This window comes from Shewanella sp. 10N.286.52.B9 (genome assembly GCF_002873635.1).
In the GTDB taxonomy this organism is placed as follows: domain Bacteria; phylum Pseudomonadota; class Gammaproteobacteria; order Enterobacterales; family Shewanellaceae; genus Shewanella.
This window is the reverse complement of sequence record NZ_MCTY01000181.1, coordinates 19,466-35,698: the sequence shown is the minus strand read 5'-3', so window position 1 is coordinate 35,698 and position 16,233 is coordinate 19,466. Positions and strand designations below refer to the sequence as shown.

Here is a 16,233-nt window from a genome sequence, read left to right as displayed (position 1 = left end):
ATCGCGCCGTCTTAACATCTATACCGGATCCCTCTCTCAATGGTTTGGATTGATTACGCTATTCTCATTATCATCGGCCTATCAACTGTTATCAGTTTGATACGTGGATTTGCCAAAGAAGCCATGTCGCTAGTGGTATGGTTCGCTGCTTTCTTTGTTGCTAGCCAATTTTATCAAGATCTCGCTGTTCACCTAACGCAGATGAATGACGAAATGCTTAGAAATGGCGTTGCAATTGCTATTTTATTTATCGCTACTCTCATTCTTGGTGCCTTAGTTAATTACATATTAGGCCAACTGGTGTCAAAAACCGGCTTGTCAGGCACAGACCGCGTATTAGGTTTGTGCTTTGGCGCGCTTCGCGGGGCGTTAATCGTCAGCGCAATATTATTTTTTCTGGATGCGTTTACCGGTGCTTCAAGTCAAGACTGGTGGACGGATTCAGAGCTTGTACCCCAATTTGGTGTGGTTATTCAGTGGTTTTTTGACTATCTGGAAAATACCTCCAGCTTTGTACCCAAAATATAAATATAAATATAAAACATCTTACAATGAGGAAGCTTACCCATGTGTGGTATCGTCGGAATAGTTGGTCTGTCATCGGTTAATCAAACCATTTATGATGCGTTGACCGTGCTTCAGCACCGTGGTCAAGATGCTGCAGGCATCGTGACCGTGGACAAAAATGCATTTCGTTTACGTAAGGCTAATGGACTCGTTAAAGACGTATTTGAAATCAAACACATGCAACGCCTTCAAGGTAATGCAGGTATTGGACACGTACGTTATCCAACAGCAGGCAGCTCGAGTGCCTCTGAAGCACAACCATTCTATGTTAACTCTCCATTTGGTATTTCCTTAGCCCATAACGGTAACTTGACGAATACAGTTGAGCTTGCTGAAGGACTGATCAAAAAGCGCCGTCATGTAAATACCACCTCAGATTCTGAAGTGTTATTAAACTTGCTTGCTGATGAACTGCAAGAAACCCGCAGCTTAACCTTAAGCGCTGATGAAGTTTTTGATGCAATAGCGAAAGTTCATGCACAAACTCGCGGTGCTTATGCTGCTGCGGCGATGATTATTGGCCAAGGCTTAGTGGCATTTCGTGACCCATTTGGGATCCGTCCTTTAGTACTTGGTAAGAACGAAACCCCAACAGGTACCGAATACATGGTCGCCTCTGAATCAGTGGCACTTGATGCAGTTGGCTTTGAAGTGATGCGCGACGTTGCGCCAGGCGAAGCAGTTTATATTTCACTTGATGGTCAACTATTTACTCGCCAATGTGCGGTTGAGCCAAGCTATGCACCTTGTATTTTTGAATTCGTCTATTTCGCTCGTCCAGACTCGAGTATTGATAAAGTGTCTGTCTATGCCAGCCGTGTAAACATGGGGGCTAAATTAGGCGCAAAAATTCAAAAGGAATGGGAAGATTATGATATTGACGTGGTGATCCCAATTCCTGAAACCTCGTGTGATATCGCCCTAGAAATTGCTCGTGGAATGGACCTGCCATATCGCCAAGGTTTTGTTAAAAACCGCTATATTGGCCGTACTTTTATTATGCCGGGTCAGCAAGAGCGTAAGAAATCTGTTCGCCGTAAGCTAAACGCGATTAAAACTGAGTTTACTGGTAAGAACGTATTGTTAGTTGACGACTCAATTGTTCGTGGTACCACCTCTGAGCAAATCATTGAAATGGCTCGTGAAGCTGGGGCTAAGAAAGTGTATTTTGCTTCAGCAGCACCTGAAATTCGCTTCCCGAATGTCTACGGTATTGATATGCCAACCACCAATGAGTTGATTGCTCATGGCCGTGATGCTGATGAAATCGCTAAAATCATCGGCGCTGATGGGATTATCTTCCAAGACTTATCAGACTTGGTTGAAGCCGTTGGAATGGAAAATCCAGAAATTAAGCGCTTTGAAACCTCAGTATTTGATGGTCATTACATCACTAACGATGTTGACCAGGCGTACTTGGATCACCTGACTCAACTGCGAAATGATGATGCCAAAGCCAATAATAAAGACATTGGTACTAACTTAGAAATGCATAACGTTTGTCATCCTTAAACGATACTTTCTAAGTAACTGATTAAAGCCAGCTAGCCGCTGGCTTTTTTGTTTTTCTTTTCCTTCAGTAATCGAAACTAGTACTACAGATAAAAAAATGCCTGAATCACTTCAGGCATTTTGCTCGGTTTATTGATGATGAATCAATCTCAGATTATTAATATAAAAATATTAGTAATTATGAGCTTCAGCTAGTCTTGCAGGGGAATGACATACAGAACATGATTCAGTGATAGGTGCAGGGTCAAATACGGCAAAGTCGCCACTTTCACCCGTGTGAGTGTGATCAGCTTCTGGCGTGATAACCACATCGAAATCACCACCTTGTTGTATCATGTGATTTTTCGCAGCATCACCTGTATGACAAGTGGCACAGTTAGCAGAAATCGCCGTGATACCGTAAACACTGCTTTCATCCATACCGTTTAACACAACTGCTGGTGCTACATCTTCAAGGTCAATCATACCAGTGTGACAAGCTTGACAGTCTACCGGCATGTTTCTGTCGGTTGTTGGCATGTCATTTAGACCTCGGTCTTGCTTGTATGCTCCAAAGTGCATGTTGTGAACCAATGGTCCCCACGCCATCGCATAATCTTCACCTTCTCTAGCAGGTTCCCAGTTATAAGCGGAATGACATTGTACACATGAGTCACCGCCTAAATCGAAGCCACCACGCTTACTACCGTGCCCATCTAGACCTTCAGTATGACAAGAAAGACACTTTAGACCGTCAGAGCTAGTACGACGGACGTCTTTGATGTTCGATACCGAGATAGGGGCATTAGCAGAGTATCCCCAGCGATGAGTGTAATAAACACTACCATCGACACCACCAAATAATTCTTCACCTTCTTCATATGGTAGAGCATGTTCGATGATATAAACCGTGGTATTGTCGTCGCCAGCACGAGTCGATTTAGAACGTGCTACATGTCCTGCGTCACGACCAGGCAACATTGCCTCGCCGTTTTTCATGACAGTAGCCCAACCTTTTGGTTCTGCATCTGTTTTTTCGATTGCTAAGATATCAACAACCTTACCTTCGCTATCAGTCGCTTTTGCAGTGACTTCAATCGTCGCTTTATCTTCACTACGAACAACAGAAATAACTTCAAAGTTATAGCGGTTTAATGCTTCATCACGATTTGCACCGTTTTCATGTTCATGTTGGAACGAATTGTGACAGCTTGCACAATCAAGGTCAGTAAAGTTACTGTGATTAACAGTTAAATCTTTATCTTGTAAATCAGCATGACAGGTTGCACAGCCATTGAGAGATGCTGTAAATACCACATCGTCAATGTGACACGTTGAACAGCGGTACTTATCCATTGAGTAAGCACTCTCACTTGGATCTTCTGAGGACATTCTCTTAGCTAATGCTTCGTGGCCAGAAGCTAAATAACCACCTTCGCCATCAGCTAATTTACCATGTCCTAGCATTGCCATGGTGTTTTCAGCCCAGCCGCCATCTTTTTGTTCAGTTTGAGTGTGACAAACTAGACATGCTTCAACGACAACCACTTCTTGGTCATTGTCGATTGCATGGTGATGTTGATGCCAACCCCAAGTTGCGTTGCCAGTAGCATCTTCAAATTCACCGTGACAGGCGACACATTTAGCATCGTCAGTGGTGCTAACTTGTGCATAAGAATCGTTTTTGGTAAACATCACGCGTTTAGTACGTGGCATACCATTTTCGCCATTACCTGGTCGAATATAGCCAGTACCAATTGATTCAGATGTCGCAGCTTCATGTGGCATAGAAAGGTTATAAATACCCTCACCAGCGTGAGTTAGCGTACCCGGTGCGTTATCATCACCCGCAACCCAAGTCACATCAACAGTGTCAGCAAGTAAACCTGCTTCATTTTTGATGGTTGACATTAACTGGACTTTATCTAAATCTTCTACTGGAACCCCATCTTGGTTCTCCACCGAAAATTCAACATTCACGACACCCTCGGCATATTGCCATTCCATGACTTTTGCTACTGCTGATGTGGTCACTACTGGTGGCACCCAAGGTGCACCAGGTTCGCCAGGTAGGCCATCGTTTCCATCTTTACCATCATTACAAGCACTCATCCCCAGTGCAGTAGCCACAAGTAAAGCAACACGACATTTGCTCATTAATTTCATCTCATACTCCAAAATGTTTTTCTTACCTCTTAATGGGTAATTGGAGCGTAATGTAAAGATTGCTTGGCAACTGTTGACTAGATCACAAACTAGGAGTATTACTAGTTTAATTGTTTATATTCAATAGTTTGAATATAAACCTCCTAGCTGAACATTCTGAATTAAAGCTTAATCTCCCGATGTGTTTTTGCATTAAGATCACAAATTAAAGTAAATTTTTATTGGTTGTTTTTGGTTAAGTTTAGCGCCTTAAAAGCGTGTTTTTTGATGCTTTAGCCTAGTATTTTGAGTGGCAGATTATCTTTCTAAGAAACCTGCCATTGCATTAACAGTTGCACTTATTTTTGCTATTCGCTAAATTACACTGTAATTTCATACAGTGTTTTAAAAGTCTAATAAATCTATGATGCTCTATATTGCTGAAAAACCCAGTCTAGGCCGTGCTATTGCCGATGTATTACCAAAGCCTCATAAAAAAGGTGATGGTTTTATCATGAGCGCCAATGGGGATTGCGTGTCTTGGTGTATAGGGCATTTGTTAGAGCAAGCAGAACCAGATGTCTATGATCCCGCTTTTAAATCATGGCAATTAGCCCATTTACCCATAGTGCCGAGTAAATGGCAGTTAAAACCTAAAACTAATACCCGCTCACAGTTGAGCATCTTAAAAAAGCTCATCAAACAAGCATCGAGTTTAGTTAATGCTGGCGATCCAGATAGAGAAGGGCAGCTGCTGGTGGATGAAGTCATTTCCTATGCAGGTGTAAAGGCCGACAAGATTGCTCAAACCCAGCGTTTACTTATTAGCGATCTTAACCCTTCGGCGGTAAAACGCGCCTTAGGGCAATTGCGCACTAATAAAGAGTTTGTCCCCTTATCTACCTCAGCCTTAGCCCGCAGCCGCGCAGATTGGCTATATGGCATGAATATGACCCGCGCTTATACCATTCAAGGCAAAAAAGTAGGTTATCAGGGAGTATTGTCTGTTGGTCGAGTGCAAACCCCGGTACTGGGGTTAGTGGTAAGGCGAGATGAAGAAATTGCCAATTTTCAGCCCAAAGCTTTTTATGAAGTATTGGCGCATTTACTGACCGATAACCAAGAAGGCTTTTCGGCTAAGTGGAAACCCAGTGAAGCATGTCAGCCATATATGGATGAAGAGGGGCGAGTGCTCGCCAAAGGCTTAGCAGAAAATGTGGTGGGACGGATAACCAACAAAGCTGCTGAAGTGACCAAGCTTGAGTCAAAAAATAAGCGTCAGAACCCCCCATTGCCTTATAGTTTATCCAGCCTGCAAATCGATGCGGCCAAGCGTTTTGGCATGAGCGCTAAAGAGGTGCTTGATACCTGTCAGAGTCTATATGAAAGGCATAAATTAATTACGTATCCGCGCTCAGATAGTCGCTATTTACCTGCTGAGCAACATGGCCTTGCACCCCAAGTTATTCGCGCAGTATTAAGTAATGATGCCGGTTTAACCGCTAAAGCAGATAAACCTAATGCCAAGCTTAAGTCCAAAGCCTGGAATGACAGTAAAGTTGATGCTCACCACGCGATAATTCCCACTGAAAAAACCACTAATTTGGCAAACTTATCAGCCAAAGAGTCGCAGTTATATTCTCATATTGCACGGCAGTATTTAGCCCAGTTTTACCCCGCCTATATTTATGATGAAACCCAAGTTGAAGTGACCATTGCGGGTGGCTTATTCACCACTAAAGCTAAGCAAGAACTGTCATTAGGTTGGAAATGTTTATTTGCGAAAATGCAGGGTAAAGATAATGCAGATGGCAGTGATGATGAAAATTTAGTGACTTTGCCGCCACTGAAAAAAGGTCAACAACTCCATTGTGAGCGTGGCGAATTGCTTGAAAAAACCACTCAAGCGCCAAAACATTTTACAGATGCGACCCTGCTTGGCGCCATGACGGGTATCAATCGCTATGTCACTAACCCTGAAGTGAAGAAGATCCTAAAAGACACCGATGGCTTGGGCACCGAGGCAACCCGAGCAGGCATTATTGAATTACTGTTTAATCGCGGTTACTTATTAAGGCAGGGTAAATCAATCATTGCCACCCCAGTTGGCGTTGGCTTGATCCATTCATTACCAGAAACAGCCACCACACCGGATATGACTGCGCTGTGGGAAAGTAGCCTTGATGCCATAAGTCAAAAGCAGCTTAGGTATGATGCCTTTATGGAGCCATTGTTAGCGCAATTACAGCAACTGATTGAGCAAGCTTCAAATCAATTACCTACAGCTCTTGAGGGGATTAAAGGGCCTGGCTATAAAAAACGCCGCGCCAGTAGTGGCTATAAACGCAAAGGTGCAGCAAGTAAAACCTCTACGGCTAAAACTTCCCGTAAGCGCAGCTCGAGTAAATAAGCCGATAAAAGAGAGTTTGTATGAATAAATCATGGGATACAGGTATTGCATCGCTCGCACTCGATTGTTCTTAAAGGGAATAGCGGAATTTCAGGCAAAAAAAATGAGTAAACCGAATCAGGGTTTACTCATAAAAATTCACTAGTTCACAACATAAAGGGCGGAACAGGTTAGATTATGGCCGAACTTACTTAACTGAAAATTAATTTAATCTGTCGACGTGCTGTGGAGTGTGATCGACTTCAATATTAATCAATTTAAAACTGAACATTAAATTACATTTGTTATCGAATGCTATCCTTTCGGCTCAATGAAATGAGTTTATCTAAAATATGCTCACCATCCATACGAATGCCATTATGCTCATATTCTGATGTTAGCCAATAGCTGAGGTTATTCACTAGCTGCGCAGTTTCAAGGCTGTAATTCATATCAACATACATATCTTCACTGTAAATAGCCGCAGTGACCGGGACGGTGTTTTGCAGTAACACGTCCACATCGTATAAATTGCTCCAATCTGATTTTTGCGCAATTAATTCTGCCACCTCTTTGAGAGGCTTTAACTGATTAAATTGTTCAAAGAACCATGGATAAATCATTTCGCCAGTAAACAGTAAGCGCTGCCCTTGTTGATAATTGAATTTAGGGAACTGCTCTCTGACTCTATGGGCTGACCAATTAGCCCCTTGTTGATGAAACTGCTGGCAATAGATCGATTCATGCAATAACGCGAAAATTGGGTTGGTGTTGTAATCCAAAAATTGACTAAATTGATGCAAAAATAGCGGGTTTATTGTGCGACCTTGGGCAGTATCGATCATGGCTTGCTCAAGTAAGTAATAGAGGGCTTCAGGGCCTTGCTCCATACCTATATTAACCCCGAGCAGCTGTAGCATCTCAACGGTGAGTTTTTCGCCTGTGGCAAGGTAAACGTCATTATCAGCAATATAGTCAGCCAGTTCTGCTGTTAATGACTCAGCATCTTTGAAACGATGATAAAAATCAGCGTTTTTGGCAAGTACCCGTTTATAGGTTGCTTGATAGACGTCATCTGCTTGACGGGTTAATGATGGAATACCACCTGTGATAAAGGCTTCAGTTAGTGCTTGTGGCGCTGCGCTTAAATAGCGTAAAACACAAAAGCCGCCAAAACTTTGGCCTAAAATACTCCATGGCTGATTATTTGCTAATTGAGCTCTAATTACTTCAGCATCTCGAACAATGTTATCGGCTCTAAAGTGGCACACATAATCGGCTTGTTCGTGCGCGGTTAAATGCGCCAGTGTGGCGCTATTTAGTAAGCTTGAAAGACCGGTGCCGCGCTGATCAAGCAACAGCACTCGATATTCTTTTAGGGCGCGTTTTATCCAGCCACTATTCTCAACAGGGCGCACTGCACCAAAGCCCGGTCCACCTTGAAAATACACTAAATAGGGTAAGGATAAATCTTGGTTTTCTGTACTGACGATTTCCCGAACAAAAATTGATAATTGCTCACCTTCGGGCTGCTGATAATCTAATGGAACGCTAAAAAAGTGTTTTGTGGAAACGATCCCAGAAAGAATACTGTCAATTTGCATGGTGTGCCTGTGAAAATAGGATTCAGAAAGGTAGTATTGTATGAAGGTTAGTCCTTGGTCACAATGAAAATATGATGCTAATTAAATGAAGTGGTGATGTTAAATTATTCATTTGTTTGGGCAGCGATGCAAGCTCAGTAAAAATGCTTGTGTTCAAACCAACTAATTGGTTTTATTTTTTGATTCTTATAGATAGATCAAACATTTTATTAAGCTTTAACGCATAATAACTTGGTCGCGATAATTTTCTCAATTTGAGGATAGAAGTAATGAAGTACCAAATCATTCCAGTCACCCCGTTTCAACAAAATTGTAGTGTTATTTGGTGTGAAAAAACCAAACTGGCAGCCGTTGTCGATCCCGGTGGTGACATTGAACGTATTATTACTGAAGTTAATAAGTTAGGTCTGAGCTTAGAAAAAATCTTATTAACCCATGGTCATATTGATCATGTTGGCGGCGCGAAAACACTGGCTAATCAGCTTAATATTCCTATCATTGGCCCACATATCGCTGACCAATTTTGGCTACAAGGGCTAGCAAAGCAAAGCCAGAACTTTGGTTTTGCGCATGTTGACTCGTTTGAGCCTAGCCAATATTTAAATGAAGGCGATGAAGTGACCATTGGCGAAGAGCGTTTATCGGTGGTGCATTGTCCCGGTCATACTCCAGGACATGTGGTGTTTCACTCTAATAAATCAAACCTTGCATGGGTTGGTGATGTGCTATTTAGAAGCTCCATTGGCCGCACTGATTTTCCGCAATCGGACCATCAACAACTAATCCACTCAATTACACAAAAATTATGGCCTTTAGGGGAAAAAGTAACCTTTATACCCGGTCATGGTCCTATGTCGACTTTTGAAGAAGAGCGTCAGCATAATCCATTTGTTGCTGATCAATTATTGGGCTAGGCTCAAGCGTATTCATTTAGCTGCTGGGAATATTGCCCGGTGGCTTACGCAGCAAGCTAGCAGTGTAAAGTAAAATACACTGCTAGCTAAATTGGCATAAACCGTTACATTTTATCTTGCACCAGCTTCACATCCCTTAAACCAGCGACTAGCCTGACTTGCTGGTTCAAACATAGTTATTACTGCCCTTAAATTAATACAGTTAATACTTTGGTAAGTGCCATAAGGCTTTGCATTGTTTAGCGGCTTTGCTAGCTTATAGTCACTTAAAGCACTTATGCTGCTTTGATTAATTACTGCTGAGCGGTGTTTTCATATCAATCAGCATGCTGGCAGGGACTCATGGCACATCATTTATTATCATTGTTAGACACTTGGGCTGAAAAACCGCAACAAGACTGGACTTTAGCAGTCATCACTTCTGTTGAAGGTTCTTCATACCGCAAACCTGGCGCCATTATGCTGTTTGACCCTTTGGGGAAAACCTTAGGCATGTTAAGTGGTGGCTGCTTGGAAGCAGACTTACGTCGTCACGCACAAAAGTCCATACAAACCCAGCAAGTTCAGCAATTAACCTATGACGCCACTGATGAAAATGACACCAGTTACCAACTAGGTTGTGGTGGTTTGGTCAACATTATGATGGTGCCGCTATTAGGTGATAATCATTACCTCGGCTTAGCCGAGTTACATCACCAGCTGACGCTAGGTAAAAAAGGCTCGTACCAATTATCGATAGTTGAGCATCATAGCCATGCTGGCCAAGTCGTAGGTAAGTTCGTTGCTGATGACATAGCTTACAAGCAAACTGCAGCAGACATTATTACTGGTATTGTTACTGACGTGAGTTCTGACAATAACCTCAACTTGTTACGTATCCCAGTCAGAAGCCCATTTCATTTAGGGGTGTTTGGTGGCGGGTTGGATGCACAGCCTTTGGTGGCTATGGCGCAGCAGCTTGACTGGCAAGTCAGCGTATTTGATAGTCGCTCTGCGTATGCAAGAGGCTATGATTTTCCAGATGCTAAGATTTGTAAAAAACCACTAACGCAGATAGACTTGTTAGAAATACAACACCTTGATGCGGCCGTAGTTATGAATCATAACTTGGATATGGACGCTGCAGCATTAAGCCTATTGCAAGGAACAAACCTCGCTTATATCGCGCTTTTAGGGCCAACTCATCGAAGAGATAAGGTGTTGCAAAAATGTCAGCTTTCAACTGATGATTTTAGTGGCTTTTTCTCAGCCCCTGCAGGGCTGGCATTAGGCGGAGAGCTACCAAGTTCTGTGGCCTTAAGTATCTTGTCTCAATGCCACGGGGTATTACATCACGGACTTAAGCGGCAAGGTGAGTTAAGTAATCTTGATAAGGTCATGCTTTGATGAATTTATTTTCTACTCCCCCTAATGTGGTCTCCGTGATGTTAGCCGCAGGGGGTAGTACTCGCTTTAATGGGGCAAAACTTGCCGCAACGTTAAGCGCTGATAATAACGCGCAAAGCCTAATTCAACAGAGTTATGCAATATTGAGTAAGGCGACAACCGAGTTAGATCTATCGCCACCAGTTTTGGTACTTGGCGGCCATAAAGACCTACTTAGTCCATTACTCGCCAATGACATTGAGATATTAACCAATCAAAACTGGCAATCAGGTTTGGCAAGTTCAGTGGCTATGGCGGCAAGTTATGCCCAATCACAACAGGCTGATGCATTACTACTGACATTAGCAGATCAAGTTGCCATCTCTCATTCAGATTATTTAAGCCTGTATGGGCTTTTTTGCCAATTTGGTAAAACCACTGCGGCTTATTACCAGCAAAGCCCCGGTGTACCAGCCATCTTTCTCGCCAGTGACTTTGAAGCATTACAGCAACTTGAAGGCGACAGTGGTGCGAAAAAAATATTAACACGACATTTAGAACAGCAACAATTGACTGTTTTGCCATTAGCGCAAGCGGCAATTGATATTGATACTCAAACCGATCTCAAGCAGTGGTTGGTCAACAAGGAGTAAGTTATGACACAACAAACACAAACGTTGCAGGTAAATGGCAAAAATTTTAGTCTTGATGCCGACCCGAATATGCCCATTTTATGGGCGCTGCGCGATATCTTAGGCTTAACTGGGACTAAGTTTGGTTGCGGCGCTGGCTTATGCGGCGCTTGCACTGTTCACCTTGATGGCAAACCGGTTAGAGGCTGCCTGACCAGTATTAAGCAAGCAGCAGGTAAGCAAATTACCACCATTGAAGGCCTTGAAGCTGACAAGTTAAAAGCGGCTTGGGTTGAACATAACGTACCGCAATGCGGTTATTGCCAAGCAGGGCAGTTAATGTCTGCAGCGGCATTATTAACCACGACAGCCAATCCAACAGAAGCACAAATTGATCAAGCGATGACCGGTAATATTTGTCGTTGCGGCACCTATCCACGTATTAAGGCAGCTATTTTTACTGCCGCTAACAGCAAAGTGGAGGCGTAATTATGACTACCTTTACCGCCGTAGAAAATATGAGTCGCCGTGGGGTGTTGAAGTTATTTGGCGCCGTAGGAGGTGGTTTAGCCCTTGGAGCATCTGGGCTTGCTTGGAGCCCAATGGCCATGGCAGAAGGCAAACAAGCGCAGCTAAACTTGTTTATTGCCATTGGTGAAGACAATAAAGTGTATTTGACCTGTCACCGCTCTGAAATGGGCCAAGGGATCAGAACGGGTATTCCTCAAGTATTAGCAGATGAGTTAGAAGCTGACTGGGAACAAATCGTCGTCGTGCAAGGTCTCGCTAACGAAGAGTTTGGCAGTCAAAATACCGATGGCAGTCGCAGTATACGTAAGCATTATCAGCGAATGCGTCAAATGGGTGCTACTGCCCGAGTCATGCTTGAGCAAGCTGCTGCGAATGAGTGGAAAGTACCGCCATCGCAAGTGTATGCCAAGGCGGGTAAAGTCCATGATAAGTCCTCCTCAAAGTCGTTAAGTTTTGGCGATTTAGCGCTCGCAGCAAGTGTATTAACTACGCCAGCACTTGATAGTGTGACTTTAAAGCCTGCGTCAAAATTTACCCACATTGGTAAATCTCCCGCAATTGTTGATATGGACGACATGATCAGCGGTAAAGCGGTGTTTGGTTATGATATTAAGGTTGAAGGCATGGTTTACGCCTCAATCACTCGCCCGCCAGTTTTAGGCAGCGATGTTGCCTCAATTGATGACAGTGCAGCAAGGGCGGTTGCAGGAGTGCTAGATGTTATTCAAATTCCTATTGCTAAAGGCGCGCCGTTATTTCAAGCCCTTGGCGGGGTAGCTGTTATTGCGAGTAACACCTGGAGCGCAATTCAAGGTCGAAAAGCATTAAAAGTAACTTGGACCGAATCAGCTAATAGCCGTTATGACTCTGATGCAGATTTAGCTCAGCTAGTGACTCGGGTTGGCCAACCTGGACAAGTTATTCGCCAATTGGGTGACAGTGTTACTGATTGGAATAAAGATAATAGCTTATCAGCGGTGTACACAGTGCCGTATCTCACCCATGCGATGATGGAGCCACCTGTAGCGGTCGCTTCAGTAACCAAAGAAGGTTGCGAGCTGTGGGCATCAACTCAAACGCCCCAAAGCACTCAGAAAAATGTTGCCGGCACTTTAGGGCTTAAAGACGAGCAAGTTAAAGTCAATGTCACCCTACTTGGTGGTGGTTTTGGACGTAAATCTAAGCCCGATTTTAGTGTAGAAGCGGCGATATTATCCAAGCAACTGAATAAGCCAGTAAAAGTCAGCTGGAGCCGTGAAGATGAAATTCAAAATGGCTATTACCATGCAATTAGCGCTCAGTATTATCAAGCTAAGTTAGATAACAACCAAGCGCCACAAGCATTACTGGCTCGCAGTGGTTTCCCGTCTATTAGTTCAACCTTTGCTGAAGGCGTTGATATGCCATCGGCTGGCGAATTGGACCTGGGCTTTTCCGATATGCCGTTTAATTTACCTCAAATTCAATTAGAGTCAGTGAAAGCCACGGCTCACTCTCGTATCGGTTGGATGCGCTCTGTGTGTAATATTCAACACGGTTTTGGGATCGGTAGCTTTGTCGATGAACTGGCGGTCAATGCAGGTAAACCTTGCATTGCAATGTGGCGTGAGCTGCTCGGTACGCCACGCTATGAAAAGCTTGAGAACCAAATCGTCAAATACGGTAACTATGGTGAAACCTTAGATGATTTTCCCATCGATATTGGTCGTTTTCTTGGTGTTATCGATGCGGTAGAAAAAGCGATGGCGAAACACCCTAAAGTCAAAGACGGTCAAGGCTGGGGTTTTGCAGTACATCGTAGCTTTGTCAGCTACGTGGCGGTTGCGACATTAGTTGAAGTTAACGGCGATAACCTCAAGGTCTTAAAGAGTATCGCCGCCATTGATGCGGGTACAGTGGTTAACCCTGATAGAGCGCACTCTCAAACAGAAGGTGCGGTTATATTTGGTTTAAGCCTCGCGATGATGGGCGAGATTAGCTACAAAGACGGTAAAGTGGAGCAATCAAACTTCCATAACTATCGGTTATTACGAATGGGGCAATCACCTGAAATTGAAACCATTGTCGTGGCATCAAGCGAAAAACCCGCTGGTGTGGGTGAGCCCGGTGTGCCGCCTGTTGCGCCAAGTTTAACCAATGCGATTTTTGCTGCTACCGGTAAGCGCTATCGTGATTTACCACTGAATAAAGTGTTAAAAATGTAACTTTAGCCAGCAAGTTTAAACGCCCAAATTGGTGATAGAATTTGGGCGTTTTTTTGTAAGTATTTTTAATAATAAAGTATAAATAACACTGAAATTTGCAAGACCAGCACAGGCTTTATTGAAGTGAGCACATATTCGATTTAGAAGGTCAACAGTGACGCTTTTTGTAAAAAGGGGCCATGCTAATGTTTTGGCTAAGAGTTAATTAAAACAAGTAAGGTAATTTTATTTAATATAAGCTAAAGCTAAATTATCGATTTTAAAAGTAAACCTCAACAGCACAGGACTGCGACACATGACAGCAACACATCCATTGGCCTTACCTCTCATCAATATTTATGCAAAAGGCGGTTACACAGTAAAGTTACATATTGGCAGTCAACAAACGGAAGTGAACTTAATTGTTGATTCAGGTAGTAGCACATTAGTTGTCGGTCAAGTCGCTTATCACCCCGAAGATGATACAGATTTAACGGCCACCAGTTTTGCTCAGGAAGTGACTTACGGTATCGGTGGTTGGGACGGGCCTGTCATAAATACGAATGTCACCATAGGCAATGATACATTTTCATTTACTTTGAATCCGTGTCCTGTAGCAGTGGTGTCTTCGCTGGCACAACGCAAAACATTTGGCGAAGCCAATGGTATTTTAGGCCTAGCTTACTATCAACTGAATTCAAGCTATGACCTGCATGATTATTTAGTTGAACGTAATGTTTCCCCGCCAGTTACCTATCCTTGGCCATTTTCAGAAGAGGATTCGGTTTGCCCAAATGATACTCATCACCACACTGATGAACATCAGCACTTTAGTAGCAATGATTTAACCCGCTTTAAGGCTTTTTTAAAAACTCAGCCAGAGCAGGATATTTTGCCGTATTTTACCCAGTTAGAAACTCAAGGATTATGTGCAAACAAATTCGCTTTTTACTCTCAGCGATCCAGTGTGCATGTGGCAAGTGCAACGCCATCAAAAGCATCACTTGCTGCAGATCCTTTAAATCAGGGCTGGTTAATTCTTGGGGGTGGCAAAGAGCAAACACACTTATATCAAGGTCAATTCAAGCACATAAAGGTTGAACATAACGTACACTACAATGTCACCTTAGTTGGGATTAAAGTGGGTGACTTTGCGCAAATTAATGCCGCCGATCTTAAACCTGAATTTGCCTACTACTTAACCAATGCAATTATCGATACCGGCACTAGCGGTATCATGTTAACCGATGTGTTATTCGAGGGGTTAAAGCAGAACTTACACACACTGACTCAAACTGTAGCGGCGTCCAAACCAAACAAACACACTGGCATTCCACAGGATTTTTTAAGCTTAATTGCGCCTTTTACTGACCTTGCAGCACAAGAAGTGGGAATTGATGCCGAATTACTGGATTTAACGCAGTGGCCAGATATTGAGTTTATTTTTGCGGGTCATTCTGAGTGTGATGGTCATGGCGGTGCGCCAGCTTCTCATACTCACTCTCAAACTCAAACCAATAGTCACCAACCAGAACCCATCACATTAACTTGCAAGCCCCATGATTACTGGCAACTTAATAGTCCTTTACAAGGTAAAGCGTGTTTCAAAATTATTGGCAAGTTACCGCAGTGGGGTAATCAGTCATTAATTGGCTTACCGCTACTCAACAATTACTACGTTATTTTTGACCGAGAGGAACATAAAACTGGAGTGATTCGTTTTGCAGAGCAAGTACCCTTTGAATCAAAACTGGTGCAAGGGGCAGCCAAACATCAGCTATCAGTATCAACGGGTGCGGTTAAATGAATTACAGCTTTAACACTCAACGTCTGTCGATGCGATTAATACAGCAAGGTGATTTTGACATCTTTGTGCAGCTTTATTCCGACCCTAAGACAATGCGAAAAATATGCGCCCCTTTTGAGCCGAAGCAAATCAAACAATTTTTCGAAACTGCCATTCAAAATAACCTTACCCCAACAAAAAAATACTGGGTTTGGGTCATCGAACACAATAACCAAGCAATCGGTTTACAAAGTTTATTTGCACAACAAAATCAATCGAACCGCGCAGATATAGGCATTATGTTACTAAGACAATATAACGGTAAGTTACTTGCTGAAGAGGCGACTATCGGCTTAATTAGTTTTGGTTTTAGTCAGCTTAGATTCGAACGAATTTACGCTCAATATGACAGCACCAATTATGCGACCCATAGGAGTACTCAAAAGTTAGGGTTTATAATTGAGCAGCCAAAAATTAACCGCTTCGATGAAAAAAACGTCAAAAATAAACCCCAATACATCAGTAGTTATATAACTGCAGAGATTTGGCAAAAATCACTGCCAAATCATATCAATACCTGTTAAATTAGATAACATAAAAGTAACATTGATTTTAACTATAAAGGC

At 43.0% G+C, this 16,233-nt stretch carries 12 protein-coding genes; 10 read left to right on the top strand and 2 right to left on the bottom strand.

What is annotated here, in order from left to right; all coding sequences use genetic code 11:
* Positions 1-39: 39 nt before the first annotated feature.
* Both BCU91_RS13115 and purF read left to right on the top strand, forming a co-directional pair.
* Positions 40-528 (top strand): CvpA family protein, encoded by a 489-nt coding sequence (locus BCU91_RS13115; protein ID WP_076537127.1) that lies wholly within the window; start codon positions 40-42, stop codon positions 526-528.
* A gap of 39 nt (positions 529-567) precedes the next feature.
* Positions 568-2,079: an amidophosphoribosyltransferase gene (gene purF / locus BCU91_RS13110; protein ID WP_102476956.1), complete on the top strand. Its 1,512-nt coding sequence runs from the start codon at positions 568-570 to the stop codon at positions 2,077-2,079.
* A gap of 171 nt (positions 2,080-2,250) precedes the next feature.
* On the opposite strand, the gene BCU91_RS13105 is transcribed toward purF, so the two are convergent.
* Complete coding sequence (locus tag BCU91_RS13105) at positions 2,251-4,224, bottom strand: hypothetical protein (protein ID WP_102531671.1); 1,974 nt, start codon at positions 4,222-4,224, stop codon at positions 2,251-2,253.
* 403 nt (positions 4,225-4,627) lie between these two features.
* Between BCU91_RS13105 and BCU91_RS13100 the strand changes: the two genes are divergently transcribed.
* Positions 4,628-6,613, top strand: a complete 1,986-nt coding sequence (locus tag BCU91_RS13100; protein WP_102531670.1) for a DNA topoisomerase III — start codon at positions 4,628-4,630, stop codon at positions 6,611-6,613.
* Between the two features lie 284 nt (positions 6,614-6,897).
* Here BCU91_RS13100 and BCU91_RS13095 read toward each other — a convergent pair whose 3' ends face one another.
* Complete coding sequence (locus BCU91_RS13095) at positions 6,898-8,196, bottom strand: alpha/beta fold hydrolase (protein WP_102531669.1); 1,299 nt, start codon at positions 8,194-8,196, stop codon at positions 6,898-6,900.
* A 269-nt stretch (positions 8,197-8,465) separates the two neighbouring features.
* On the opposite strand from BCU91_RS13095, the gene BCU91_RS13090 reads away from it, so the two are divergent.
* The 7 genes from BCU91_RS13090 to BCU91_RS13060 all read left to right on the top strand — a co-directional run bounded on the left by BCU91_RS13090 (position 8,466) and on the right by BCU91_RS13060 (position 16,191).
* Positions 8,466-9,110 carry an MBL fold metallo-hydrolase gene (locus tag BCU91_RS13090; protein WP_102476960.1) on the top strand — a complete coding sequence of 215 codons (645 nt, stop codon included), beginning with the start codon at positions 8,466-8,468 and terminating at the stop codon, positions 9,108-9,110.
* A gap of 342 nt (positions 9,111-9,452) precedes the next feature.
* Positions 9,453-10,496 carry an XdhC/CoxI family protein gene (locus BCU91_RS13085; RefSeq protein ID WP_102437437.1) on the top strand — a complete coding sequence of 348 codons (1,044 nt, stop codon included), beginning with the start codon at positions 9,453-9,455 and terminating at the stop codon, positions 10,494-10,496.
* Positions 10,496-11,128, top strand: coding sequence for a nucleotidyltransferase family protein (locus BCU91_RS13080; RefSeq protein ID WP_102476963.1), 633 nt, complete (start codon positions 10,496-10,498; stop codon positions 11,126-11,128). Before BCU91_RS13085 ends, BCU91_RS13080 begins: the two co-directional genes overlap by 1 nt.
* A gap of 3 nt (positions 11,129-11,131) precedes the next feature.
* Positions 11,132-11,596 carry a (2Fe-2S)-binding protein gene (locus BCU91_RS13075; RefSeq protein WP_102531668.1) on the top strand — a complete coding sequence of 155 codons (465 nt, stop codon included), beginning with the start codon at positions 11,132-11,134 and terminating at the stop codon, positions 11,594-11,596.
* Between the two features lie 2 nt (positions 11,597-11,598).
* A complete protein-coding gene (locus tag BCU91_RS13070; protein ID WP_102531667.1) occupies positions 11,599-13,842 on the top strand; it encodes a molybdopterin cofactor-binding domain-containing protein in 2,244 nt (747 codons plus the stop codon).
* A 295-nt stretch (positions 13,843-14,137) separates the two neighbouring features.
* Complete coding sequence (locus tag BCU91_RS13065) at positions 14,138-15,628, top strand: pepsin-like aspartic protease (protein WP_102531666.1); 1,491 nt, start codon at positions 14,138-14,140, stop codon at positions 15,626-15,628.
* Entirely contained in the window at positions 15,625-16,191 is a 567-nt protein-coding gene (locus BCU91_RS13060; RefSeq protein WP_102531665.1) for a GNAT family N-acetyltransferase, read from the top strand. The genes BCU91_RS13065 and BCU91_RS13060 overlap by 4 nt, the downstream gene beginning before the upstream one ends.
* The last annotated feature ends 42 nt before the right edge of the window (positions 16,192-16,233 follow it).